This is a genomic window from Paraburkholderia dioscoreae (assembly GCF_902459535.1).
GTDB lineage: Bacteria > Pseudomonadota > Gammaproteobacteria > Burkholderiales > Burkholderiaceae > Paraburkholderia > Paraburkholderia dioscoreae.
Map to the genome: position 1 here is coordinate 934,493 of NZ_LR699553.1, position 23,383 is coordinate 957,875.

The following is a 23,383-nucleotide window of genomic DNA, read 5'->3' on the forward strand; positions in this document are numbered from 1 at the left end:
TTTATTGCGTGGTGTGCTGAGCCGTTGCGCGCAGATAGATCTCCACGCGGCGGTTCGCTGCACGGCCGGCTTCGGTGTTGTTGTCGGCGATCGGCTGGGTTTGGCCCATGCCTTGTGCCGACAGGCGCTGCGGCGCGACGCCGCGCTGGCCCAGGTAGCCCGTCACGCTTTCTGCGCGGTTGACCGACAGCGTCTGGTTGTACGCCGGCTGGCCCGTGCTGTCCGTGTGGCCGACCACCTGAGCGATCAGTTCCGGGTTCTGTTGCATGGTCTGCGCCAGTTGGTCCAGCACCGGCGCGAACGACGGCTTGACTGCGTAGCTATTGGTGTCGAACGTGACCGAGCTTGGAATGTTCAGCTTGAGCGAGCCGTCCGGCTGTTCGGTGATCTGCGTGCCGGTGCCCTTCGTGGCGCCCGACAGCTTGTTGTGAATGGCCTGCCAGTTATAACCGGTGATGCCGCCCACCGCTGCGCCGACGCCCGCGCCGATCGCCGCGCCCTTGCCGCCGCCGAAGATTGCGCCCAGCGCCGCACCGGTGCCGGCGCCGACGCCAGTACCTACGGCTGTGTTGGTGCCCTGTTGGGTGGCGCAACCTGCCAGCAACGAACCGGCAACGGCAAAGACGGCCAGGCGAGTCATGATTTTTGCATTCATTTTTGATTCCTCTTGAGTGAAGCTAGTCAGGCGGAAAAGGCGGCGACAAGCGACAAATCTATACGGTGAGCATGACGGCGGTAAAGCCGTCGGCTCGATAATACGAGAAGTCCTACGCCTTATTCAGCCTCGGTCCGACAGTGAAGAAGGGTCTTCCGGCAGGGCGTGGCGCCAACCACTACAATAATGGCTGAAGCACGCAGCGATGCGGCCCCATTGCGTTCCGCCTGCCCGAAGGGTGCCCGGCACGCCGGGTTTTCGCAATGCTGTCTAACAATTTCTTTCAAATTCCGGCGCGTGGCGGAGGCTTCGATTCCGCTACGCCGCAAGTGTTCCCCACGGAGTCTCAATGAGTATCGATCGGGCTTTGGTCGACGCTGCCCTCGCGGCCGTCGCCGACCCCAACACCGGCCGACCGTACGCGGCGGCCAAAAATATCAAGAACGTCGCGGTGCAGGATGCCACGGTCAGCGTCGATGTGGTACTCGGCTATCCGGCCATGCGCCAATTCGACGCCATCCGCGCGCAATTCTCCGACGCGCTGCGCGCCGTGCCCGGTGTGGCCGACGCGCGTGTCCAGGTGTCGCAGCACATCGCGGCGCATACCGTGCAGCGCGGCGTGAAACTGTTGCCGAACGTCAAGAATATCGTCGCGGTGGCGTCGGGCAAGGGCGGCGTCGGCAAGAGCACGACGGCCGTGAATCTCGCACTGGCGCTGGCAAGCGAAGGCGCCTCCATCGGCATTCTCGACGCGGACATCTACGGCCCGTCGCTGCCGATGATGCTGGGTATCGTCGGCCGCCCCGAGTCGCCGGACGAAAAGTCGATGAACCCGATGACCGGCCACGGCCTGCAGGCCAACTCGATCGGTTTCCTGATCGAGCAGGACAACCCGATGGTGTGGCGCGGCCCGATGGCCACTTCCGCGTTGGAACAGCTGCTGCGGCAGACCAACTGGCACGATCTCGACTACCTGATCGTCGACATGCCGCCGGGCACAGGCGACATTCAGCTGACCCTGTCGCAACGCGTGCCGGTGACGGGCGCCGTGATCGTCACGACGCCGCAGGACATCGCGCTGCTCGACGCGAAGAAGGGTCTCAAGATGTTCGAGAAGGTCGGCATTCCGATTCTCGGCATTGTCGAGAACATGGGCACGCATATCTGCTCGAACTGCGGCCATGAAGAGCATATCTTCGGCGCCGGCGGCGGCGAGCGCATGGGCAAGGAATACGGCGTCGACGTGCTCGGCAGCCTGCCGCTCGACATCGGGATCCGCGAGCAGGCCGACTCGGGCAAACCGACCGTGGTGGCGGACCCGGAGGGGCGTATCGCCGAGATTTACCGGTCGATCGCACGCAAGGTGGCGATTCATATCGCCGAGCGGGCTCGCGACATGACGTCGAAGTTTCCGAACATCGTCGTCCAGAACACCTGAGAAAACGCCGGGCCGCCCCAAGTTTTCTCACCCCCCTCGGGGGGCTGGCGCGTAGCGACAGATTGGGGGGCGCTCCTGGAACGCCGGGCCGCCCCAAGTTTTCTCACCCCCTCGGGGGCCGGCGCGTAACGACAGGTTGGGGCCGTTCCTGACAGCCGTCCGGACAAGGGGTCAAGGCGTCTTTTTGCGCCTGGTCTCGCGGTATCATGTCGACTTCACAAGTTCGGCTCGGCGGCCGCAGGGGCGGCCGCCAGGCCGGCAAGAGGATCGCATGGGAAAACGAATCGACGGGCAGGCGGTGCATGCGTTCATCGTCCTGGCTGCCACCAGTGTGCTGTTATGCGGCTGTAGCGCGTTCCTGAGACCGCAGGAAAAACGTGCCGACGCTCAGTTGCTGCCCACCGTGGGCAATCAGGCGCGCGGCCTCGTCACGTTCATCGAGCGCTCGGACGGCGTGCAGGTCACCTACAATCTCGCGGGCATGCCGCCCAATAGCGACCACGCGCTGCAAGTGCACGAGCGCGGCGACTGCAACGCCGCCGACGGTTCCAGCGCGGGCCAGGTGTTCTCGCCAGCCGCGGAGCGGCTGAAAACCGGCGCGCGGGTCGAAGGCGATCTCGGCAACATTCACGCGGATGCGAACGGCGTGGCCACGGGCTTCATCGTCGCGCCGGACGTTTCGCTCGACGGCATCCGCTCGGTATTGCAGCGCGCGGTGGTGCTGCATCACGACGCGACTGATCCGTACGCCTACCCGCAGCATGGCGCAGGCCCCGCGCTCGCATGCGGAGTGATCCGCCAATGAGCGGCGCGCGCACCGCGTGTTCGCGGGCGAAGCAGCTCGCCGGCATTCGGCCAGGCGGCGTTCAGCAAGGGGCAGGTCACAGGACCGTTCTCAACCCTACCTGCGGCAGCATGCTCACGATCGCGTAAAATAAGCGCCTTTCGTTCGGCTGCCTCTTCAGCGCGACCGTTCCGCCTTATGGGCGGGGCACTCAGTCAAAGGGGCATAGGGCGCCCGAACGGCGTGCCGCCTGTCCCGCACCCCGAAGTCAGCGCAACGCAGGCGTGCAGTTAACCAAAAGTGACCCGGCACTTACCGGGTCGTAATCCGTCACACCCCTGTCATTCACGTCGAGCAGCGTTCACCTATGACTATCAAATCCGACAAGTGGATCCGGCGCATGGCCGAGTCGCACAAGATGATCGAGCCGTTCGCGCCCGATCAGGTTCGCGTCTCCGAAGACGGCCGGAAGATTGTCAGCTACGGCACGTCGAGCTATGGCTACGACATCCGCTGCGCCGACGAATTCAAGATCTTCACGAACATCAACTCGACCATCGTCGATCCGAAGAATTTCGACGAGAAATCGTTTGTCGACTTCAAGGGCGATGTCTGCATCATCCCGCCGAATTCGTTCGCGCTTGCGCGCACCGTCGAGTATTTCCGCATTCCGCGCAGCGTCCTGACCGTGTGTCTGGGCAAGTCCACGTATGCGCGTTGCGGGATCATCGTCAACGTGACGCCGTTCGAACCGGAATGGGAAGGCCACGTCACGCTCGAATTCTCGAATACGACACCTTTGCCTGCGAAAATCTACGCGAACGAAGGCGTCGCCCAGGTGCTGTTTTTCGAAAGCGACGAGATTTGTGAAACGTCGTACGCGGATCGCGGCGGCAAATATCAAGGTCAGCACGGCGTCACGTTGCCGAGAACGTGACGGCCGCAGCGTACTGAACCACCAGGCATACCGGGTGACCGCTGCAATTGACAGAATGCAGCGGTCGTTCTTTTTGGAGAATCGCCCATGAAGTTTCGTTTTCCCGTCGTCATCATCGACGAAGATTTCCGCTCCGAGAACATCTCGGGTTCCGGCATCCGGGCTCTGGCCGAAGCTATCGAGAAAGAAGGCGCGGAAGTGCTCGGGTTGACGAGCTACGGCGATCTGACCTCGTTCGCGCAGCAGTCGAGCCGCGCCTCGTGCTTCATCCTCTCGATCGACGACGACGAACTGCTGCCGTACGTCGATAACGTCGTGGTGGAAGGCGAGACGCCGGAACTGGCCGCCGCGATCGTCGCGCTGCGCGCGTTCGTGACCGAAGTGCGCCGCCGCAACGCCGACATTCCGATCTTCCTGTACGGCGAAACGCGCACCTCGCGCCACCTGCCGAACGACATCCTGCGCGAACTGCACGGCTTCATCCACATGTTCGAGGACACGCCGGAGTTCGTCGCGCGCCATATCATCCGCGAGACCAAGGTGTATCTGGATTCGCTCGCGCCGCCGTTCTTCAAGGAACTGGTGCAGTACGCGGACGAAGGCTCGTACTCGTGGCACTGTCCGGGCCACTCGGGCGGCGTCGCGTTCCTGAAGAGCCCGCTCGGCCAGATGTTCCACCAGTTCTTCGGCGAGAACATGCTGCGCGCGGACGTGTGCAATGCCGTCGACGAACTCGGCCAGTTGCTGGACCATACCGGTCCGGTGGCGGCTTCCGAACGCAACGCGGCGCGCATCTTCAGCGCGGACCACGTGTTCTTCGTGACCAACGGCACGTCCACGTCGAACAAGATCGTCTGGCACGGTACGGTAGCGCCCGGCGACATCGTGCTGGTGGACCGCAACTGCCACAAGTCGATCCTGCACGCGATCACCATGACCGGCTCGATTCCGGTGTTCCTCACGCCGACGCGCAACAACTTCGGCATCATCGGTCCGATTCCGCGCAGCGAGTTCGAGCCGGAAAACATCAAGAAGAAGATTCTGGCGAACCCGTTCGCCCGCGAAGCGCTCGCGAAGAATCCGGAGCTCAAGCCGCGCATCCTGACCATTACGCAAAGTACCTACGACGGCGTGATCTACAACGTCGAGATGATCAAGGAAATGCTGGGCGACTGGCTCGACACGCTGCACTTCGACGAAGCCTGGCTGCCGCACGCGGAATTCCACGAGTTCTATCAGGACATGCACGCAATCGGCGCGGGGCGTCCGCGCATCGGCGCGATGGTGTTCGCCACGCACTCCACGCACAAGCTGCTGGCCGGCATTTCGCAGGCTTCGCAGATCGTCGTGCAGGATTCGAAGAACAGCCGCTTCGACAAGCATCGTTTCAATGAAGCGTATCTGATGCACACGTCGACCAGCCCGCAGTACGCGATCATCGCCTCGTGCGACGTGGCCGCGGCGATGATGGAAGCGCCGGGCGGCACCGCGCTCGTCGAAGAGTCGATCGCGGAGGCGTTGGACTTCCGCCGCGCAATGAGCAAGGTCGACGCCGAATATGGCGACGACTGGTTCTTCAAGGTGTGGGGCCCGGATCAGTTCGCCGAAGAAGGCATCGGCTCGCGCGAAGACTGGATGCTGCGTCCGAACGATCCGTGGCACGGTTTCGGACCGCTCGCAGACGGCTTCAACATGCTCGACCCGATCAAGGCAACGATCGTCACGCCGGGTCTGGATATGGACGGCGGCTTCGGCGAGTCGGGTATTCCGGCCGCGATCGTCACGAAGTATCTGGCCGAGCACGGCATCATCGTCGAGAAGACCGGGCTGTATTCGTTCTTCATCATGTTCACGATCGGCATCACCAAGGGCCGCTGGAACTCGATGGTCACCGAACTCCAGCAGTTCAAGGACGACTACGACAACAACCAGCCGCTGTGGCGCGTGCTGCCCGAGTTCGTCTCGCATCATCCGATGTACGAGCGCGTCGGCCTGCGCGATCTGTGCGAGCAGATTCACAGTGTCTACCGCGCGAACGACATTGCGCGCCTGACGACCGAGATGTACCTGTCGAGCATGGAACCGGCCATGAAGCCTTCGGATGCGTTCGCCAAGCTCGCGCACCGCGAGATCGACCGCGTGCCTATCGACGAACTGGAAGGCCGCGTCACGTCGATCCTGCTGACGCCGTATCCGCCGGGTATTCCGTTGCTGATTCCGGGCGAACGCTTCAACAGGACCATCGTCAACTATCTGCGTTTTGCGCGCGAGTTCAACGAGCGCTTCCCGGGTTTCCACACGGACATCCACGGGCTTGTCGGCGAAACGATCAACGGGCGCATCGAATACTTCGTCGATTGCGTTCGCGGCTGACGATGCGGCGAGCGAAGTCCCCGTTGGGCGCCGGCGGCCCGCAGCGGGCGTTCTGTGCGCTGGCGCTGGCCGCGGCAGCGGTGTTCGGCGCGGCGTCGTTGCCGGCGCATGCCGAAGTCGCCGCCGCCGATCCGATCGACGCGTCGATGCGCGCTTGCCTCGCGCGCAGCGACATGTCGTCGACAGTGGGGCAGGTGCAGTGCATGGACAACGCGCGGATCGGCTGGAGGACCGCGCTGGACAACGCGTGGCAGCAGCTTCAGCAGAAGGTGCCGCCCGCGCAGCGCAAGCAGTGGGAAAAGAGCCAGGCGAGCTGGCAGGCGTCGCGCGATGCCGAGAAGCCGTTGCTCGCTGCGGTGTTCGCCACCACGCGCGGTTCCATGTACGTGCTCGCCGAAGCCGACATGCAGTTGCAGCCCGTACGCGACCGGGCGCTCGCGCTGCGCAGCGCGGTCGCGAAGGCGAGCGCCGGCGGCGATCCGCCGCGCCGGGTGCGCGCCTGCCGCGCGGACGCGCAGTGCGAACACGCCATGTTCGATCTGAACCGCTACTACCGCCGCCTGCAGTCGAAGATGCCGGTACGCACGCGCCCGACGCTGGCGCGCGCGCAGAAGGCGTGGACCGTGTACCTGAACGCCACGACGCCGGTTATCGACGAGCGCGGCCGCATCGATATCATCGGCGCGCGGGTGGCGACGCTCAAGCGTTTGTCGGAAACCGTCGGCAATAGTTGAGCGTGCGGTAAGCGGCGTGCTTCGGGCGAAGCACGCTCAATTGAGTATGTAGCCTTCCGCTTCCGGGCTCGGCAGCGGCAGAGCCGGTTCGCCGAGCAGGTCGCGCATGGCGTCCTCGATCACCATCGACATCGTGTGAAGCGCCAGGTCGTTGTCGTCGGTGCCGAAAGGCTCTTCGATCTGCGACGCGATGGCTTCGTGCGCCATGAACGTGTACGCCACGAACACCGCGAAAACGGGCGTAAAGATGCCGATGCTGTCCACCAGTCCGAACGGCAAGGACGCGCAGAAGAAGTACACCGTGCGGTGAATCATCACCGAATACGCGAACGGCAGCGGCGTCGAAACAATGCGCTCGCAGCCGCCGATCACATCCGAAATGCCATTCAGATTCCGGTCGAAGGCGATGACCGCCATCGGATCGATTGCGCCTGCCCGGGCGTGGCGTTGCACCCATTCGCCGAGATAGAGCATCAAGGTGGCCGGCTTGTACCGCGACGCCATGACGCGCTCGAAGAGGGCTTGCGGCAGCCGTGCGGCGAGGTCTTCGCGCGGGTCGCTCTTGCGAAGCTGATGACGCAGCGCGTGAGGAAGGGCGCCGAGCGCCGTGAAAAATTCCCTGACGTCTTCTTTCGGCAATGGCCGGACCGGCAACGTGAGCACCTGGCGAGTAAGCGAGCGCGACTCGTTGAGCAACTGGCCCCAGAGCTTGCGGGCTTCCCACCAGCGGTCGTAACTGGCGTTGTTCCTGAAGCCGAGAAACACCGCGAGCGCAATGCCTATCAGGGAGAAGGGCGCCGTGGTGTTGAGATTCAGCGAGATCGGCAGAAGGTGGTCGTGGGCCGCCACGGCTACGATCGAAATGCAGAAGATCAGGAAGAGCCGCGGGAGCAATTGCGGAAGGACTGAGCCTCGCCAGGCGAGCAGCATGCGAAACCAATGGAGATGCGGGCGGATGATCATTGGGGGTGGTTTTCTTGCCTGAAGCAGCGGGGGTTCTATTATCGCTTTTTTGTGTTTTTGATCTCGCCGCTCAAACTCCCAGACAAACCGCCCCGGCCGCAACGATCACGCACGCGAGCCAGCGCTTTGCGCTCACCGCTTCCCGCAGAAACACGCGCCCGATCAGCACCGCGAACACCACGCTGGTCTCGCGCAACGCCGATACCGCGCCCATCGCGCCCGACTGCATCGCCCAGATCACGATGCCGTACGCCGCGATCGACACCAGGCCGCCGACGAGCGACGAACCCACTGCGATTGGCGCCGCCCGTACCGGTGTCCACAGCGCCGCGAGTCCGCGCATCGCGACGAACAGCAGCGGCATCAGCCAGTAGAACAGGAACATCCACGCCGTGTAGGTGAGCGCCCGGCCTTCGGATAAGCGCACGCCGATGCCGTCGATCACGGTATAGAGCGCGATCGTCGCCCCGGTCGTCAGCGCGGCCAGCGCACCCGCGCGCGATACGCGCCCGCCTTGCAGCGCGATCGCGATGATGCCGCCCGATATCATCGCAATCCCGAGCGCGTGCAAGGCGCCGATCGCCTCATGCGCGAAAAGCGCGGCGCCGAGCGTGACGAGCAGGGGCGATGAGCCGCGCGCGATCGGATACGCTTGGGCCAGATCGCTGCGGCGGTATGCCCGCACGAGGGTCATGTTGTAGACGATATGCAGGAGCCCCGAGACGACGATATACGGCCACGCCGCGCCGGTCGGCCACGGCGTGAACATGACCACGAAGCTGGAGACCGTTGCGATGGCGATGCTCATCCACGTCATGGACAGGAAACGGTCGCGGTTGCCGTGAAGCATTGCGTTCCAACTCGCGTGGAGCAGGGCTGCAAGCAGAACGAGACCGCCGGTATAACTGAGCATGGGCTCTGGGCCGGAAAGGGTGTGGAAAATTACGCTTCGCGCGTGCACGCCGCCCATCGGCGCTGCAAGCAGGATATCTATCTTGTCGCTCGCTAACAAACGAGTTAAATTGGGTGCTCGCGTTAGATAAACTCTTGTGAATGAAACGGGTATTGCCCCCGCTCAATGCATTGCGAGCCTTCGAGGCCGCAGGCCGACTCGGCAGCTTCAAGGAAGCGGCGGCCGAATTGCACGTGACTCACGGGGCGGTGAGTCAGCAGGTGCGCCTGCTCGAGGAATGGCTAGGCGCACCGCTATTCGAACGGCACAACCGGCGCGTGGTGCTCACCGCGGCGGCGAAGGCCTATCTGGGAGAAATCGGTCCCCTGTTCGAGCAGTTGTCGCAGGCAACCGCGAGATATGGTTTTCCGGAGACGGTCTCCCGCACACTCTCCGTGAATGCGCCTGCCACCTTCACATTGCGCTGGCTGGTGCCGAGACTGGCGAAGTTCCGCGCAGTGCATCCGGACGTGGACGTGAAGGTGGAGACGTCGAACGAGTCGGCGGAGAGTCTGAAAGATATCTATGACATCGTTATCCGGGGTGGTCCGGACACGTTCTACGGCTACTCGATGCGGCCTTTCCTGTCCGAGGAGCGGCTGCCGGTCTGTAGTCCGGCGCTATTGCAGCGACTGCCGCTTCGCACACCCGACGATATGCAGGAGCACACGCTGCTGCACACGTCGAGCCTTCCGCGTCTGTGGCCGGACTGGCTGGCGAGCGCGAAAATTCCCGCACTCAGGCCGGCTGCCGCTCTGACCTTCGACCATTTTTATCTGACGTTGCAAGCCGCCATCGACGGGATAGGCATCGCAATGGGGCCGACCGCGCTGGTATCCGACGATCTCGCGGCCGGCCGGCTTGTCGCGCCGTTCGCCGGCCCTCGTCTGCCGTCGCGGAGCTATTGCACTTATGTTCCGGAGGGGAAGTCCGCGGATGACCTGGTCGTGCTGTTCCGCTCCTGGCTCGAACGCGAGGGGATGTGCTCACGAGCGGAGACGAACCTCTGACCGGAAACGCAGCCCTGCGTCGCGACAGCAGGATTGCCCGAGCAGCCGGACACGGCGTGGCCCCGAGCGTCAGGTAAGAGCGCTGCTGGCCGCGGCCGCACGGCCGCGCAACCAGTTGATGCTCGCGAAGAGCAGCACGGCGAATACGATCAGCATCGTTGCCACGGCGAGAATCGAAGGGTCGATCGAATCGCGAATGCCGCTCCACATCTGCCGCGGCACGGTGGTTTGATCCGGGCCGCCAATGAACAGAATGACGATCACTTCGTCGAACGAAGTCGCGAATGCGAAGACGCTGCCGGTGGCGACAGCGGGCATGATGAGCGGCAGCGTGACGCGCCGGAACGTGACCCAAGGCGCTGCGCCTAGCCCGGAAGCGGCGCGCAACAGGCTTTGATCGAACGAAAGCAGCGACGCCGTCACGGTGATCACCACGAACGGCGTGCCGAGCGCCGCGTGCGCGAGCACCACGCCGGGATACGAGTTCACGAGGCCGAGCGGCGCGAAGATCAGATAGAAGCCCGCGGCGACGACCACGATCGGCACGATCATCGGCGAAATGATGATCGGCATGATCAGCGAGCGCAGCGGAAACTGCGCGCGCGAAAGGCCCAGCGCGGCGAGCGTGCCCAGACACGTGGCGATCAGTGTGGATGCCGCGCCGATGCCGATGCTGTTCAAAAGCGACCGTTGCCAGTCCGCGCTCGTCAGCGCCTGCTCATACCAGCGAAAAGAAAAGCCCTGCATCGGGTACGAGAAATACGAGCCCGAATTGAATGAGAGCGGGATGATCGCGAGAATCGGCGCGATCAGAAAGAAAAGCACGACCGCCGTATGCAGCCGCACCCAGCGCGTGGCGATGCGTTCCGTCAGCACCTTGTTGCGTTGTTCTTGCATGTCGTTCCTTCGTCGTATGCGCGTGTTTCGACCGAGGCTCAACCGAAGCGCAAGCGGTCGATACCGACGATGCGGTTGAACAGGAAATAGAAGATCGCCGTGAAGATCACGAGGTAGGCCGAGAGTGCGCCGGCGAGCCCCCAGTTGAGCTGCGTATTGGTCTGTATCGCGATGAGCTGGCTGATCATCTCGTCGCCTGCGCCGCCGAGCAGCGCGGGCGTGATGTAGTAGCCGAGCGCGAGCACGAATACGAGGAAGCAGCCTGCGCCCACGCCCGGCAGCGTCTGCGGAATGTAGACGCGCACGAACGCGGTGAACGGATGCGCCCCGAGCGATTGCGCGGCCCGCACGTAGACGGGCGATACGCTTTTCATCACCGAGTAGATGGCGAGAATCATGTACGGCAGGAGCACGTGCGTCATGCCGATGAGCACACCCGTGCGGTTGAAGATGAGCGGCAGCGGATGCGTGGCGAGCCCGAGACCCGTCAGCAGACTGTTGATGACGCCGCCCGGTTGCAGCAAAACGTACCATGCAGTCGTGCGTACGAGCAGCGAGGTCCAGAATGGCACGATCACGAACAGCATCAGGCGGTTGCTGCTTTTCGCGGGCAAGTTCGCGAGCAGCCATGCAACCGGATAGCCGAGCACGAGGCACAGCAGCGTGACCGTGGCGCTGATCGAGATCGTGCGCGCAAAGGCCTGCCGATAGATCGACGCATTGTCCGGCACGAACGCGACCGAGCCTTGCTGCGTGACTTGCGCATCGACGGCGGCGAGCAGATAGTCCGGCGTTGGCGACGCGGCGGCGCGCTTCAGCAGGCGCCAGATTTCCGGCGAATTCCAGCGTTCGTCGAGTTCGATGAGCGCCGGTTTCCATGCGGGCGGCGCATCGGCGGGAAGTTGGCGCGCGGTGCGCATCAACAGGCTGCGGAACTCGGCCTGGTCAAAGTTCAGCCGCCGCGCGACGGTGCCGAGCTGTCCGCTCTGCTGCGCCTCGCGGAGCCCCGCGGCGAGCAGGGCGAACATGGGCTCGTCCGGCACGCCGCGGCCGTCCCACGCGTCGAGCGCGCGCGTGAGCGCCGGCATGCCGTTGGACATCTCGTGGTTCTGCACGCTGCGCGCGAGCAGCAGCGCGATTGGTGCGATGAACGTCGAAACGAGGAACACGATCAGCGGCAGCGCGAGCAACAGTGCCCGCACCGACGCGCGGCGGCGCGCCTTCTGAAATGACGCGCCGCCGTCGGCTCTCGTCGGAGAGCCGACGGCTGTGGCGCGGGCCGAAGCGGGCATGCTGGTAGTCACGTTGGGCTCTCGTCGGACGATGGGGTTACTGCGTCAGCCACACCTGGAAGCGCTTGTTGATCTGGTCCGCGTTGTCGGCCCAGAAGGTTGCGTTGATCTGCAACGCGCGCTTGAAGTTCTGCGGTGACGTCGGCAGATCGGCGAGCCGCTGCTTGTCGACGAGCGCGATCGCGTCCTTGCGCGGCGGCGCATAGGCGATGTATTTCGACAGGTCCGCATATGCCTTCGGCTGCGACGCCGAGACGATGAACTTCGCGGCGTCGTCGGCATGTTTCGCGCCGGTCGGCACGCCCCACCAGTCGAAGTCGTAGACCTGTGCGTCCCAGACGGCCTTGAACGGCTTGTTGTCCTTCTTCGCGGCGTCGTCGATGCGGCCGTTGTAGGCCTGCGTCATCACGACCGCGCCGTCCGCGAGTAGTTGCGGCGCCTGCGCGCCCGACTCCCACCACACAATGCTCTTCTTGATCGTGTCGAGTTTCTTGAATGCGCGATCCACGCCGGCGGGCGTGCCGAGTACTTTGTAGACATCCTTGGGATCGACGCCGTCGGCGATCAGCGCCCATTCCATCGACACCTTCGGCGACTTGCGCAGACCGCGCTTGCCGGGGAATTTCTGCAGATCGAAGAAGTCGTTGACGGTGGTCGGTGCGGTCTTGAGCTTGCTGGCATCGTAGGCGTAGACCGTGGACCAGACCATGCTCGCGACCGCGCAATCGCTGATCGAGCCGGGGATGAAGTCGCTCGTCTTGCCGAGCGACTTCTTGTCGAATTTCTGCAGGAGGCCTTCGTCGCAGGCGGTGATCGCGTCGTTTGTTTCGAGGTCGATCAGGTCCCACGTGGTGTTCTTCGCCTGCTCCATCGCGGAGAGCTTGGCGAGGCCGCCGTCATACGATTCGGTCGAAAAGCCGATGCCGGTAGCCTGCGTGAACGGCTCGAAATAGGCCTTCTTCGCGGCCGCTTCATACGCGCCGCCGAAGGTCACGACGGAGAGCGTCTCCGCTGCCTGGGAGGCCGCGGCGGTGAACGCGAGCACGGCGAGTGCGGCGCATTGTGCTTTGAGGTTGTTGCGCATATCAGTTGGCTCCTGCGGCTGCTGTAGTGATGATGGAAGGTGAAGGCGGTGTGGATACCTGGAGCGCGGGCGCGCTGCGTGGCGAGCTCGCCGCGAGAATCTTGCAGTCGTCGTGGCGCCACGCGATTTCGATCTCGCTGCCAGGCGAGGGCAGCGCGTGGCGCTGCGTGTTGGGCACTTTTACGACGATGGAATCGCGCGAGCCGAGCTTCAGGTGCACGCGATGATGGTCGCCGCAATACACCAGTTCCTCGACGCGCGCGCGTACCACGTTGCTGTGCTCATCGACCTGAATGCCTTCCGCGCTCGGGATATGCGCGCGTTCGGGGCGCAACGCGAGCATCGCTTCGTCGTCCGCGCGCAGGCCGGGTTCGCAACGGCCGCGAATCACGCTGCCGTCCGACAGCGTGAGCGTCGCCCAGTCGTCGCTCACATTGACGACGCGCCCGGTCAGCCCATTGTTCTCGCCGACGAAATTAGCGACGAAGGCGTTCTGCGCGTTCTCATAGAGTTCGCTCGGCGTGGCGGCCTGCTGGATACGGCCATCCGAGAACACGGCCACGCGATCGGACATGGTCAGCGCTTCGGCCTGATCGTGCGTCACATAGACGATCGTGAGCGACAGTTCGCGATGCAGGCGCATGATTTCGTATTGCATGGTTTCGCGCAGGCGCTTGTCGAGCGCGCCGAGCGGCTCGTCCATCAACACGACGCTCGGCTCGAACACGAGTGCGCGGGCGAGCGCCACGCGCTGCTGCTGGCCGCCCGAGAGTTGCACGGGGCGCCGGTTCGCCAGATGCGGCAACTCGATCATGTCGAGTGCGCGTTTTACGCGCGTCTTCTGCTCGGCGCGGCTTACGTGGCGAACGGAGAGCGGAAACGCGACGTTCTCCGCAATCGTCAGATGCGGAAAGAGCGCGTAGTTCTGAAACACCATGCCGATGTCGCGTTGATGCGGCGGCTTGTCGTCGAGCCGGCGGCCGTCGAGACGGATCTCGCCGTGCGTGGGCGATTCGAACCCCGCGAGCATCATGAGCGTCGTCGTCTTGCCCGAGCCGGACGGACCGAGCAGCGACAGGAATTCTCCCTTGCGCACGTCGAGGTTCAAATCGTCGACGACATATTGCGTGCCGTCGTACGTTTTGCTCACGCCCGAGAACGAAATGAAGGAAGGGTTTGACATCGTAATTGCGTCCTGTCGATGAAGCGGGTTCAATGCGTGCCGAGCTTGGTCGCGGCGATTTTGCTCACAAGGTAGCGCGCGAAGTCGTAGTTCGGGCGTTCGAGATGGCTCAGGTGGCCGGGCCGCGCGAGCGGCGCGTGTACGCCGCGAAAGACTGCTTCCACGCCGCGTTTGTCTTCCGCGTTCACTTCGTCGAGCAGTTTCTTCAGCGTCGTCATGTGCGCGTTGGCCTCGGGATCCGCGATGAACTCCGGCGCAAGCCCGCCGCCGAAGCGGATATGCACGCGTCCCACACCTTGAGGCTGCAACACCAGATACCAGAAGTAACCCGGTGTGAGCGTGACGAGATGCGTCGGATAGATTGCGAGCAGTGCCGTAGTTTTGCGCCAGTGTCCCGTGAGACGCGTGTTATCCGGATGCGCATTGCCGATCGGCAAGCTCGCTTCCTTCGTGATCCAGTGATAGTTGAAGGCGGGATAGCCCGGCGGGCATTCCATTTCCTCAAGCCGCGAATGCGGCCCTACCGTCGCGCGATGCAGCATCGGCAGGTGATAGCTCTCCATGAAGTTTTCCGCGAGGATCTTCCAGTTCGTGTCCCACACGTGCTCTTCATAGAAGGTTTCAATGTAGTCCGACATACCGTATGCGCCGACCAGCTCGCTCAAGCTGGCGAGCTGCAAGTGAACGGGCGGCGCGTTTTCGTCGAGAGTCACGTAGAGCCAGCCTTGCCATTCTTCGCAGCGTACGGCGGGCAGCTTGTAGGCCTCCTTGCAGAAGCCTTCTTGTCGATCCATCAGCGGCGCGCCTTGCAGCGCACCGTCCAGCGAATAGTTCCACGCGTGATAGGGGCACACGACGCGACGCACATTGCCGCGCCCTTCGAGCAGTACCGACATGCGATGCAGGCACACATTCGACATTGCCTTGAGTTGCATCTGTTCGTCGCGCAAGATGACGATGGGTTGCGCGCCAATACGCGTCGTCAGGTAATCGCCGGGTACTTTGAGCGCACTGGCGCGGCCGACGCATTGCCATTCGCGCTCGAAGATTGCGCGCTCTTCCAGTGTGAGAAATTCGGGCGACGTATAGACACCGGGCGGCATTGCATGCGCGTCGCTGAAGGGTCGCTCGCAACCCGTCTGCAACTCGTCGACAAGCGCTTGCACTGCAATCGTCCTTGCCGGGTTGGTCATGGTGTCCTCCTGGATTCATCGCGGTAAGAGCGCGCCAGCACGAGGCTTGCTAGTGCAGCGCTCAACATGGACACCAATCTATCAAGCCAAATTGCAAGCCAAAATATTGTTTTCAGATACAGATCAAAGTTTTTACCTATGCAAGGTGCACCGGCTCGAAACGGGCGAGCACGCTTTGCCGATCAATCGTCGAGATGCAGCCGCCGGATATACGTCTCGCAGAACGACGCGAAGCGATGCACCACCTGGCGTGGTTTCATCGTGCGCGATTGCGCGATGCCGAGCATCGTCGCGTTGACATTGTCTTTGAAGCGTTTAATGACGAACTCTTCTCCATCCACGGTGCGATTCGATTTGAGTGGGAAGTTGAGCAGGCTATAGCCGAGGCCGTTGGCCACCATGCCGCGCACAACTTCCGGCTGCGACGAACGGAACGCGGGCACGGGGCGGTTGCCCACCGCATCGAAGAGCGCGGCGAAATACTCGCGACTGTGCGGCAGATCGAGCATCACATACGGCTCGGGCAGAAGGTCTGCGAGCGATACCTTGCGGGCACGCGCGAGGCGGTGCGTTCTCGGCAGGATCGCGTAGGGCGGCAGCGAGAGCAGCGGCGTGAACGCAATATCCTCCGTCAAATCGAGGCTATAGGTGAGGGCGATGTCGAGCGAGCCGTCGTGCAGGCCGCGCAACAGCCCATCCTGATGCGCCTCGACAGTGCGGAACGAGATACCCGTGTGCTCGGCCGTGAAGCGGCTGATGAGCCGCGGCATGAGCGGCGGCGCGAGCGAGACGAGGCAGCCGAGCGCGATGGCGCCTGTCATGCCGCCGTCCATTTCCTTGGCGGCCATCTGCAGTTCTTCCGCGATCTTCAGCAGATTGCGCGCTTGCCCGAGCAGATCGCGCCCCGCTTGCGTGAGCGAGAGACCGCTCGCGTGATGCCGTATGAAGAGTTGCACGCCGAACGACACTTCGAGGTCCGCAAGCGCTGTCGAGATCGACGGCTGCGAGATGTGCAGACGCTTCGCGGCGGCCGTGAAAGACAGCGCTTCCGCGGTGACCACGAAATAACGCAACTGGCGCAGCGAGTAGCGCAGGGGGTGGCTCTCCATCGACTTATGCTCCCTGTTCGAGGCCTTCAATGGATGGGATTGTGGGGTGGTCAAAAAGGCATGCATAGGAAAATCCGATGCTATGCATTTTTTAAATATATTTTTCAGATTCCGGCCGGGCGCGTAGATTTTCACGAGCACGAACGGCCCAAGGCGGCACGCGCCACCGCAAAACACGACTGGGTCCGCCACGGTTGCGAGCGTTCGAAGGCCGCGAAGCCGCAACCGAATCGAAACATTCCGTCTTTCAGAAGGACACAGCCATGACAGTGGAAACAACGTCAATCGATACGCTGGTGGTCGGCGCCGGCCAGGCCGGCGTCGCCATGAGCGAACACCTGAGCAGGCTCGGCGTGCCGCACCTCGTCCTCGAGCGCGCCCGTATCGCCGAGCGCTGGCGCACGGGACGTTGGGATTCGCTGGTTGCCAACGGCCCCGCATGGCACGATCGTTTCCCCAATCTCGAGTTTGCCGATGTCGACCCGGACGCTTTCGCGCCGAAAGAGCAGGTCGCGGACTATTTCGTCGCTTATGCGAAGAAATTCGATGCGCCGATCCGCACCGGCGTGGAAGTGAAGAATGTCGTGCGCAATGCAGGGCGGCAGGGCTTCACGATCGAAACGTCGGAGGGCACGATCGAGGCCAATCGCGTGGTGGTCGCGACCGGACCTTTCCAGCGCCCGGTCATTCCGCCGATCGCGCCGCAAGATTCGAGTCTCACGCAGATTCATTCCGCCGACTATCGCAATCCGGGGCAATTGCCCGAAGGGGGCGTGCTGGTCATAGGCGGCGGATCGTCGGGCGTGCAGATCGCTGACGAGTTGCAACGTGCGGGCAGGCGCGTTTATCTGTCGGTCGGCGCGCATGACCGTCCGCCGCGCGCTTATCGCGGCCGAGACTTCTGCTGGTGGCTGGGCGTGCTCGGCGAATGGGACGCGGAGGTCATGAAACCCGGCAGGGAACACGTCACCATTGCGGTGAGCGGCGCGCGTGGCGGCCATACGGTGGACTTCAGGCGTCTCGCGAATCAGGGCATCACGCTGGTCGGATTGACGAAATCGTTCGACAACGGCGTGGCGATCTTCGAAACGAATCTCGCGGAGAACATCGCGCGCGGCGACGAGAACTATCTGTCGCTGCTGGACGCCGCCGATGCCTATGCTGCCCGCAATGGCCTCGATCTTCCGGAGGAACCCGAAGCCCGCATCATTCCTGCTGATCCCGAGTGCGTGACGCAGCCGTTGCACGATCTCGATCTGGCGAAAGCCGGCGTGACGTCGATTGTCTGGGCGACCGGCTATGCACTCGATTTCAGCTGGTTGAACGTCGACGCTTTCGATGAAAAGGGTAAGCCGAAACATCAACGCGGCGTGGCAAAAGAGCCCGGCATCTATTTCCTCGGTTTGCCCTGGCTGTCGCGCCGCGGTTCCGCGTTTATCTGGGGCGTGTGGCACGACGCGAAGCACATTGCCGATCACATCGTCACGCAGCGCAAATATCTTGCCTATTACGACGACTCGCAACGCCATGCACAGGGCGGCAGCGAGGAAAGCACCGGCAACACGTCCCACGATTCACGCGTTCACAAAGTCAGCGAGTTGGGCGTGAATTGATGTGTATGCTTCTTTAATCCGCGATCCGTATCCGTTTCTCCCTAGCATTGAGGTGCATTGATGAGCCAACCCACGCACACCCGTATCCGCATGTTCAACACGAAGGATACGTATCCGAACCAGACGCTCGACAACGATCTTTGTCAGGCCGTGCGCGCCGGCAATACCGTTTATGTGCGCGGTCAGGTGGGCACGGATTTCGAAGGCCGCCTGGTCGGCCTCGGTGATCCGCGCGCCCAGGCCGAGCAGGCAATGAAGAACGTCAAACAGTTGCTCGCGGAAGCGGGCAGCGATTTGTCGCACGTCGTCAAGACCACGACGTTTCTGACCGACATCCGCTACCGCGAGCCGGTCTATCAGGAAGTCGGCAAGTGGTTGAAGGGCGTGTTTCCTATTTCCACCGGCCTGGTGGTGGTCGCGCTCGGTCAGCCGCAGTGGTTGATGGAGATCGATGTCGTCGCGGTCATTCCGGATGGATGGACGCCGCCGACGGCCTAAGGAGCGGGACATGACATTCTCTATCGTCGGACGTTGTCCCGAATCCGGGCAGCTTGGAATCGCTATCAGTTCGTCCAGCATCGCGGTGGGCGCCCGGTGCCCGTGGGTTCGCGCAGGCGTGGGCGCGGTGGCGACGCAGAACGTCACGCTGCCAGCGCTCGGCCCGCAGATTCTCGATCTTCTGGAGAACGGACAATCCGATCCGGCCGCTGCGCTGGAGCGCGCGCTTGGCGCGAACGAATGGAGCGAGTACCGGCAGGTGACGGTGATCGATAGCCAGGGCCGCACAGCTTTCTTCAGCGGCAAGGAAGCGTTGGGCACGTATCACGCCGTGGCCGGCAAGCAATGTGTGGCCGCGGGCAACATGCTCGCCGGCGTCGAAGTAATCGAGGCGATGGTTCCGGCGTTCGAGCAGGCAACGGGCACGCTCGCCGATCGCTTGCTAGCGGCCATGCATGCCGCAATGGCGGCCGGCGGCGAAGCCGGGCCCGTGCATTCGGCGGCGCTCAGTATTGTGGGCGAACCGAGTTGGCCGATCGTCGATTTGCGGGTCGATTGGGCGGATGACGATCCCCTCGGCCAGCTCGACCATCTATGGCAGGCATATCGGCCGCAGATGCAGGATTACGTGACCCGGGCGCTGAATCCGACTGCCGCGCCCAGCTACGGAGTGCCAGGCGATGAATGACCGATCCAGCCGGGCGCTGCTGGAACAACTGATCGGCTTCGCCACGGTCAGCCGCGAGTCCAATCTGGACATGATCGAATTCATTCGGGATTACCTCGGGGAACTCGGAGTCGAGAGCGAGTTGTTCTACAACGCCGAGCGCACCAAGGCGAATCTGTTCGCGACCATCGGTCCGCGTGAGCGTGGCGGTATCGTGCTGTCCGGTCACACCGACGTGGTGCCGGTCGAAGGCCAGGCGTGGACCGTCGACGCATTCTGCCTTACCGAACGCGACGGGCGGCTCTATGGCCGCGGCACGGCCGACATGAAGGGCTTCATCGCTTCGGTGCTGGCGGCAGTGCCTGTGTTTCTTGAGCGCGAACTGAAGCTGCCGGTCCATCTCGCCTTTTCGTACGACGAGGAAGTGGGATGCCTCGGCGTGCGGCCCATGCTGGCGGAACTGGAGCGGCGCCCGCATAAGCCGACTCTGTGCCTGATCGGCGAGCCGACCGAACTCAAGCCGGTGCTGGGTCACAAGGGCAAGCTGGCGATGCGTTGTCACGTGAAAGGCGCGGCTTGCCATTCGGCTTATGCGCCGTACGGCGTCAATGCCATTCAATACGCGGCGCGCATGATCGGCCATCTGGAAGAGATTGGCGAGCAGTTGGCGCGGCCCGAGCATCACGACGAGCGATTCGATCCGCCGTTCTCGACCGTGCAGACGGGCGTGATCAAAGGCGGCCGTGCGCTCAACATCGTGCCGGCCGAATGCGAATTCGACTTCGAAGTGCGGGCGCTGCCCGGCTATAACGCCCACGAGGTAGCCGACGAGTTGCAGACCTACGCCGAAGCCGAATTGCTGCCGAAGATGCGCGCCGTGAAGTCCGATACCGACATCCGTTTTCAGTCGCTCTCCACCTATCCGGGATTGGCCACTTCGCCCGATAGCGAAGCGGCGCGTCTGCTGGCGCTGCTCAGCGGTTCCACTGAGTTCGGCACGGTTGCGTTCGGCACCGAGGGCGGGCTCTTCGATCAGGCTGGCATTCCCACGGTGGTCTGCGGGCCGGGGAGCATGGACCAGGGGCATAAGCCCGACGAGTTTGTCACCGTCGAGCAATTGCGCCGTTGCGACGCGATGCTGATTCGTCTCGCGGACTATCTGTCGGCCGAGGTTGCTTGAGGTTCTGTCCAGGGCCAGTGGAGCAACCGGACCGAAAAATGAGCTGCGACGGTATCTGTCCGCGGAGCATGGGTACTCCCGGCGGGCAGAGGCCCGATCATTTCTTTGCCGGCCGTTGCTGCGACTTCTTGCTAGCGCTCGTATCGTCCGTCTCGCGCAGCGCCGCGTTGGCCGTGACCAATAATGCTGCGTCGTGGTTACGCAGCGCCTCGTCCACTGCGTCGAATGCCTTCTTTAGCTCCTTCTGCCCAGGCTTCGTGGCATTGCCGCCTTGCGAAATGGCATCGGCTTCCTTTTTCAATCGTCTTACGAGTTTCGCAGCAAACCGGCTGTCTAGCGACCTGTTCTCGACGAACGCCTTGATCTGAGCCGTCAACGCTATCAAAGCCTGTTCAGTTGTTTCATTCGAGTCGCCGGCGTCGTCGGAAAACGATTTCTTGCTCATCAAAACTCTCCAAATTGTGTTTGCTCTCGACGAGCAGGGCAACGCGAAAGCGTAAATTCGCGAGCTGGAATGCGCCGGCATGCCAGCCGTCGCTTGCGCGAAGACATGGAGTACAGGGGCGAATGGGGCGTGTGATTACTGAGGAGCCTTCATGGCGCGTTTTTTACTTATATCAGAACTGCGAGCGCACGAGTGCACAGTTCATCTTCCAGTCTATAGGTAGTCTGCTGCGTCGCAATAGAGGGCGTGGTAAAAATGTCGAATGGTTGGATGTCACAATTTTGAAAAATATTCGCCTGTGCGATTATGGATCGACCAGCTTTTGATCTGAAGATCATGATCCACGGGGACTCCATGAGTAGCCATGTGCTCATTTGGGCGGCGGTGCCGCACAACAGTGACGGCGTCGTCTTCCAGGTTCGTATTGCCCACGGACTTCAACGTTTCCACGTGTCGCGCCGCGTGCTCGAGGACGTGTTCGACCTGGAGTCGCCGGCTTCGGATGCGACCCAGCTCGAACTCTTCTATACGTTTCTGGAACGTATTCTGGTTCTGGCCGGCAAGAAACGCTCGATTGCCCGCTCGGGCACGGTTGCACTTCAGGCAACGGACTTCATTCCACGGGACAAAAAGGAAAGTGGGTCGAATCTACAGGCAAGCGCATTGCAACTCTGAATCGGTTCACGCGATGTCGCGATGAGTCGTCCATTAGCCTTCCATTAGCTGTCCCAGATGACCGCCGGTATGGCGAATAAGTGCTGCAATCTGGAAAGGTCTGTTACACGACGTAGATAAATCGCCGTGAGCGGGTTCGCGCAAAAGCTGTTGTAAACCTCTCTGACCACGCTCGGCAGTAGCGTGCGATCCACGGGACGCTCAAGCGCAAAGCGCCGTCCAGAAAGGGGTTGCGCGGTAACTCCCGTGTCTGGCTAAATGTTCAGTACACCATTCTATCCACCCGAGCCGACTCTCCCGTTAATTCGCCAATAACACAATCGACGATTTCTATATAACAAGAGATCATTTCCGCTACAGCGGACAGACTTCTAGCATCGACTCCCTCTAATGGCATATCCCGCAATATCACCATCTTTCCGGAGTCAACCTTGACCAAGAAGCTTGTCTTGGGCGCTACTGTCGCGGCGAGTCTGATCGCTCCGCTCGCGCATGCCCAGAATTCAGTCACACTCTACGGCCTGATCGACGCCGGACTCATGTACACGAATAACGTCAAGAAAGGGTCTTCCCAAGGCTCTCTCATTCAGGCGACGAGCGGCAACATCAACGGGAGTCAGTTCGGCGTGCGCGGCAACGAGGATCTCGGCGGCGGACTTCATGCAGTCTTCGTGCTCGAGAACGGGTTCAACATCCAGAATGGCAAGCTCGGGCAGAACAACCGTCTGTTCGGCCGCCAGGCTTACGTTGGTATCGACAGTGCCCAATACGGGACGCTGACGCTTGGCCGCCAGTACGATTCGGGTGTCGACTTCGTGGCGCCGTTATCCGAAGTGGCTTCGTCGTTCGGAAAGACAGGCTTCTCGCACCCATTCGACAACGATAATCTGGACTACTCTGTCCGCATCAACAACGCTGTCAAGTTCAATAGCCACAGCATTGCAGGTTTGAAGTTCGGAGGACTTTATGCGTTCTCCAACAGCACGGACTTCAGTTCGAATCGCGTATACAGCGTTGGGGCAAGCTACGGGCAGGGGCCGTTAAACCTGGCGGCCAGCTACCTGCAGATCAATGGATCGAACAGCGCGAATACCTCCGGCGCAATCGACACCGCCGAATCGACAGCAAACGGCACGGGCGGATTCCAGCTCGGCGCGGACGTGCAGCGCGTGGCCGCCGCCGGCGTGAACTACGCGTTTGGCCCCGCTGTGCTCGGCTTTGTGTATTCGCATAGCCAGTATCAAGGTACGAAGTCATTTGGGTCGGCTGGCGGCACGGTGCGCTTCGACAATTTCGAAGTGAACGGCCGTTATGCGCTGACGCCGGCTCTGAAGGCGGGCATCGCTTACGTCTACACGGACGGCCATGTGAGTCACACGACGACCTACGGCGCAGACCCCAAATGGAATCAGGTTAATGCGCAACTGATCTATTCGCTTTCAAAGCGAACCGATGTCTACGCGGAAGGCATGTATCAGCACGTGAGCGGCAAGCAGTACGTTGCGTTTGTCAACACATCGGGCGGCGCGTCGTCGAGTGCCAACCAGGTGGTCGGAACCGTTGGATTACGGACCCGGTTTTAAACTATAAGGCTCGTCGACCGTTCTCCGTCAACGCGAGACACGAGACACGAGGCCTGGCGCTCGGCGGCGGCTTCCGGCCGCCACCGAGCGCCTTTCGCCGACGCGACTCTTCGAATCA

The 23,383-nt window shown here is 62.4% G+C and carries 22 protein-coding genes; 12 read left to right on the forward strand and 10 right to left on the reverse strand.

The features are described from left to right. Position 1 precedes the first annotated feature (1 nt). Positions 2–655: an OmpA family protein gene (locus PDMSB3_RS04220; protein WP_165184982.1), complete on the reverse strand. Its 654-nt coding sequence runs from the start codon at positions 653–655 to the stop codon at positions 2–4. Between the two features lie 349 nt (positions 656–1,004). On the opposite strand from PDMSB3_RS04220, the gene apbC reads away from it, so the two are divergent. From apbC to PDMSB3_RS04245, 5 genes are all read left to right on the forward strand, one after another. Then, on the forward strand, positions 1,005–2,093 hold the full coding sequence (gene apbC / locus PDMSB3_RS04225) for an iron-sulfur cluster carrier protein ApbC (RefSeq protein ID WP_165184985.1): 1,089 nt from the start codon (positions 1,005–1,007) through the stop codon (positions 2,091–2,093). Positions 2,094–2,364: 271 nt separating this feature from the next. Then, a complete protein-coding gene (locus tag PDMSB3_RS04230; protein WP_165184988.1) occupies positions 2,365–2,898 on the forward strand; it encodes a superoxide dismutase family protein in 534 nt (177 codons plus the stop codon). Between the two features lie 346 nt (positions 2,899–3,244). Beyond that, positions 3,245–3,814 (forward strand): dCTP deaminase, encoded by a 570-nt coding sequence (gene dcd / locus PDMSB3_RS04235; RefSeq protein WP_007175915.1) that lies wholly within the window; start codon positions 3,245–3,247, stop codon positions 3,812–3,814. 87 nt (positions 3,815–3,901) lie between these two features. Next, entirely contained in the window at positions 3,902–6,187 is a 2,286-nt protein-coding gene (locus PDMSB3_RS04240) for an arginine/lysine/ornithine decarboxylase (RefSeq protein ID WP_165184991.1), read from the forward strand. A 2-nt stretch (positions 6,188–6,189) separates the two neighbouring features. Then, on the forward strand, positions 6,190–6,921 hold the full coding sequence (locus PDMSB3_RS04245; protein WP_165184993.1) for a lysozyme inhibitor LprI family protein: 732 nt from the start codon (positions 6,190–6,192) through the stop codon (positions 6,919–6,921). 36 nt (positions 6,922–6,957) lie between these two features. On the opposite strand, the gene PDMSB3_RS04250 is transcribed toward PDMSB3_RS04245, so the two are convergent. Together PDMSB3_RS04250 and PDMSB3_RS04255 are read right to left on the reverse strand one after the other, a co-directional pair. Next, positions 6,958–7,884, reverse strand: coding sequence for a bestrophin family protein (locus PDMSB3_RS04250; protein ID WP_165184996.1), 927 nt, complete (start codon positions 7,882–7,884; stop codon positions 6,958–6,960). A gap of 70 nt (positions 7,885–7,954) precedes the next feature. After that, positions 7,955–8,797 carry a DMT family transporter gene (locus tag PDMSB3_RS04255; protein WP_165184998.1) on the reverse strand — a complete coding sequence of 281 codons (843 nt, stop codon included), beginning with the start codon at positions 8,795–8,797 and terminating at the stop codon, positions 7,955–7,957. A 140-nt stretch (positions 8,798–8,937) separates the two neighbouring features. Between PDMSB3_RS04255 and gcvA the strand changes: the two genes are divergently transcribed. Next, positions 8,938–9,846 (forward strand): transcriptional regulator GcvA, encoded by a 909-nt coding sequence (gene gcvA / locus PDMSB3_RS04260; RefSeq protein ID WP_165185001.1) that lies wholly within the window; start codon positions 8,938–8,940, stop codon positions 9,844–9,846. A gap of 69 nt (positions 9,847–9,915) precedes the next feature. Here gcvA and PDMSB3_RS04265 read toward each other — a convergent pair whose 3' ends face one another. The 6 genes from PDMSB3_RS04265 to PDMSB3_RS04290 form a co-directional block, all read right to left on the reverse strand. Further along, positions 9,916–10,743 carry an ABC transporter permease gene (locus PDMSB3_RS04265; protein WP_007175909.1) on the reverse strand — a complete coding sequence of 276 codons (828 nt, stop codon included), beginning with the start codon at positions 10,741–10,743 and terminating at the stop codon, positions 9,916–9,918. A 38-nt stretch (positions 10,744–10,781) separates the two neighbouring features. Next, the gene (locus PDMSB3_RS04270; RefSeq protein ID WP_165187354.1) at positions 10,782–12,035 is read right to left on the reverse strand and encodes an ABC transporter permease; all 1,254 of its coding nucleotides are present in this window, start codon (positions 12,033–12,035) and stop codon (positions 10,782–10,784) included. 37 nt (positions 12,036–12,072) lie between these two features. Then, entirely contained in the window at positions 12,073–13,119 is a 1,047-nt protein-coding gene (locus PDMSB3_RS04275) for an ABC transporter substrate-binding protein (RefSeq protein WP_165185004.1), read from the reverse strand. 1 nt (position 13,120) lies between these two features. Beyond that, entirely contained in the window at positions 13,121–14,302 is a 1,182-nt protein-coding gene (locus PDMSB3_RS04280; protein WP_165185007.1) for an ABC transporter ATP-binding protein, read from the reverse strand. Between the two features lie 29 nt (positions 14,303–14,331). After that, positions 14,332–15,495 (reverse strand): SRPBCC family protein, encoded by a 1,164-nt coding sequence (locus PDMSB3_RS04285; protein ID WP_165185009.1) that lies wholly within the window; start codon positions 15,493–15,495, stop codon positions 14,332–14,334. 182 nt (positions 15,496–15,677) lie between these two features. Next, on the reverse strand, positions 15,678–16,604 hold the full coding sequence (locus PDMSB3_RS04290) for a LysR family transcriptional regulator (RefSeq protein WP_007175904.1): 927 nt from the start codon (positions 16,602–16,604) through the stop codon (positions 15,678–15,680). 263 nt (positions 16,605–16,867) lie between these two features. On the opposite strand from PDMSB3_RS04290, the gene PDMSB3_RS04295 reads away from it, so the two are divergent. The 4 genes from PDMSB3_RS04295 to argE are packed head-to-tail and all read left to right on the forward strand — an operon-like array spanning position 16,868 to position 20,562. Continuing rightward, the gene (locus PDMSB3_RS04295; protein ID WP_165185012.1) at positions 16,868–18,217 is read left to right on the forward strand and encodes a flavin-containing monooxygenase; all 1,350 of its coding nucleotides are present in this window, start codon (positions 16,868–16,870) and stop codon (positions 18,215–18,217) included. A 60-nt stretch (positions 18,218–18,277) separates the two neighbouring features. Beyond that, positions 18,278–18,715: a RidA family protein gene (locus tag PDMSB3_RS04300; RefSeq protein ID WP_165185014.1), complete on the forward strand. Its 438-nt coding sequence runs from the start codon at positions 18,278–18,280 to the stop codon at positions 18,713–18,715. 10 nt (positions 18,716–18,725) lie between these two features. Next, on the forward strand, positions 18,726–19,403 hold the full coding sequence (locus PDMSB3_RS04305) for a DUF1028 domain-containing protein (protein ID WP_165185017.1): 678 nt from the start codon (positions 18,726–18,728) through the stop codon (positions 19,401–19,403). Then, the gene (gene argE / locus PDMSB3_RS04310; protein WP_165185019.1) at positions 19,396–20,562 is read left to right on the forward strand and encodes an acetylornithine deacetylase; all 1,167 of its coding nucleotides are present in this window, start codon (positions 19,396–19,398) and stop codon (positions 20,560–20,562) included. Before PDMSB3_RS04305 ends, argE begins: the two co-directional genes overlap by 8 nt. Before the next feature lie 97 nt (positions 20,563–20,659). Here the strand turns inward: argE and PDMSB3_RS04315 are convergent, their stop codons facing one another. After that, the gene (locus tag PDMSB3_RS04315; protein WP_165187357.1) at positions 20,660–21,007 is read right to left on the reverse strand and encodes a hypothetical protein; all 348 of its coding nucleotides are present in this window, start codon (positions 21,005–21,007) and stop codon (positions 20,660–20,662) included. A 354-nt stretch (positions 21,008–21,361) separates the two neighbouring features. On the opposite strand from PDMSB3_RS04315, the gene PDMSB3_RS04320 reads away from it, so the two are divergent. Further along, positions 21,362–21,682: a hypothetical protein gene (locus tag PDMSB3_RS04320; RefSeq protein WP_165187359.1), complete on the forward strand. Its 321-nt coding sequence runs from the start codon at positions 21,362–21,364 to the stop codon at positions 21,680–21,682. Between the two features lie 431 nt (positions 21,683–22,113). Then, positions 22,114–23,265 (forward strand): porin, encoded by a 1,152-nt coding sequence (locus PDMSB3_RS04325; protein ID WP_165185021.1) that lies wholly within the window; start codon positions 22,114–22,116, stop codon positions 23,263–23,265. The last annotated feature ends 118 nt before the right edge of the window (positions 23,266–23,383 follow it).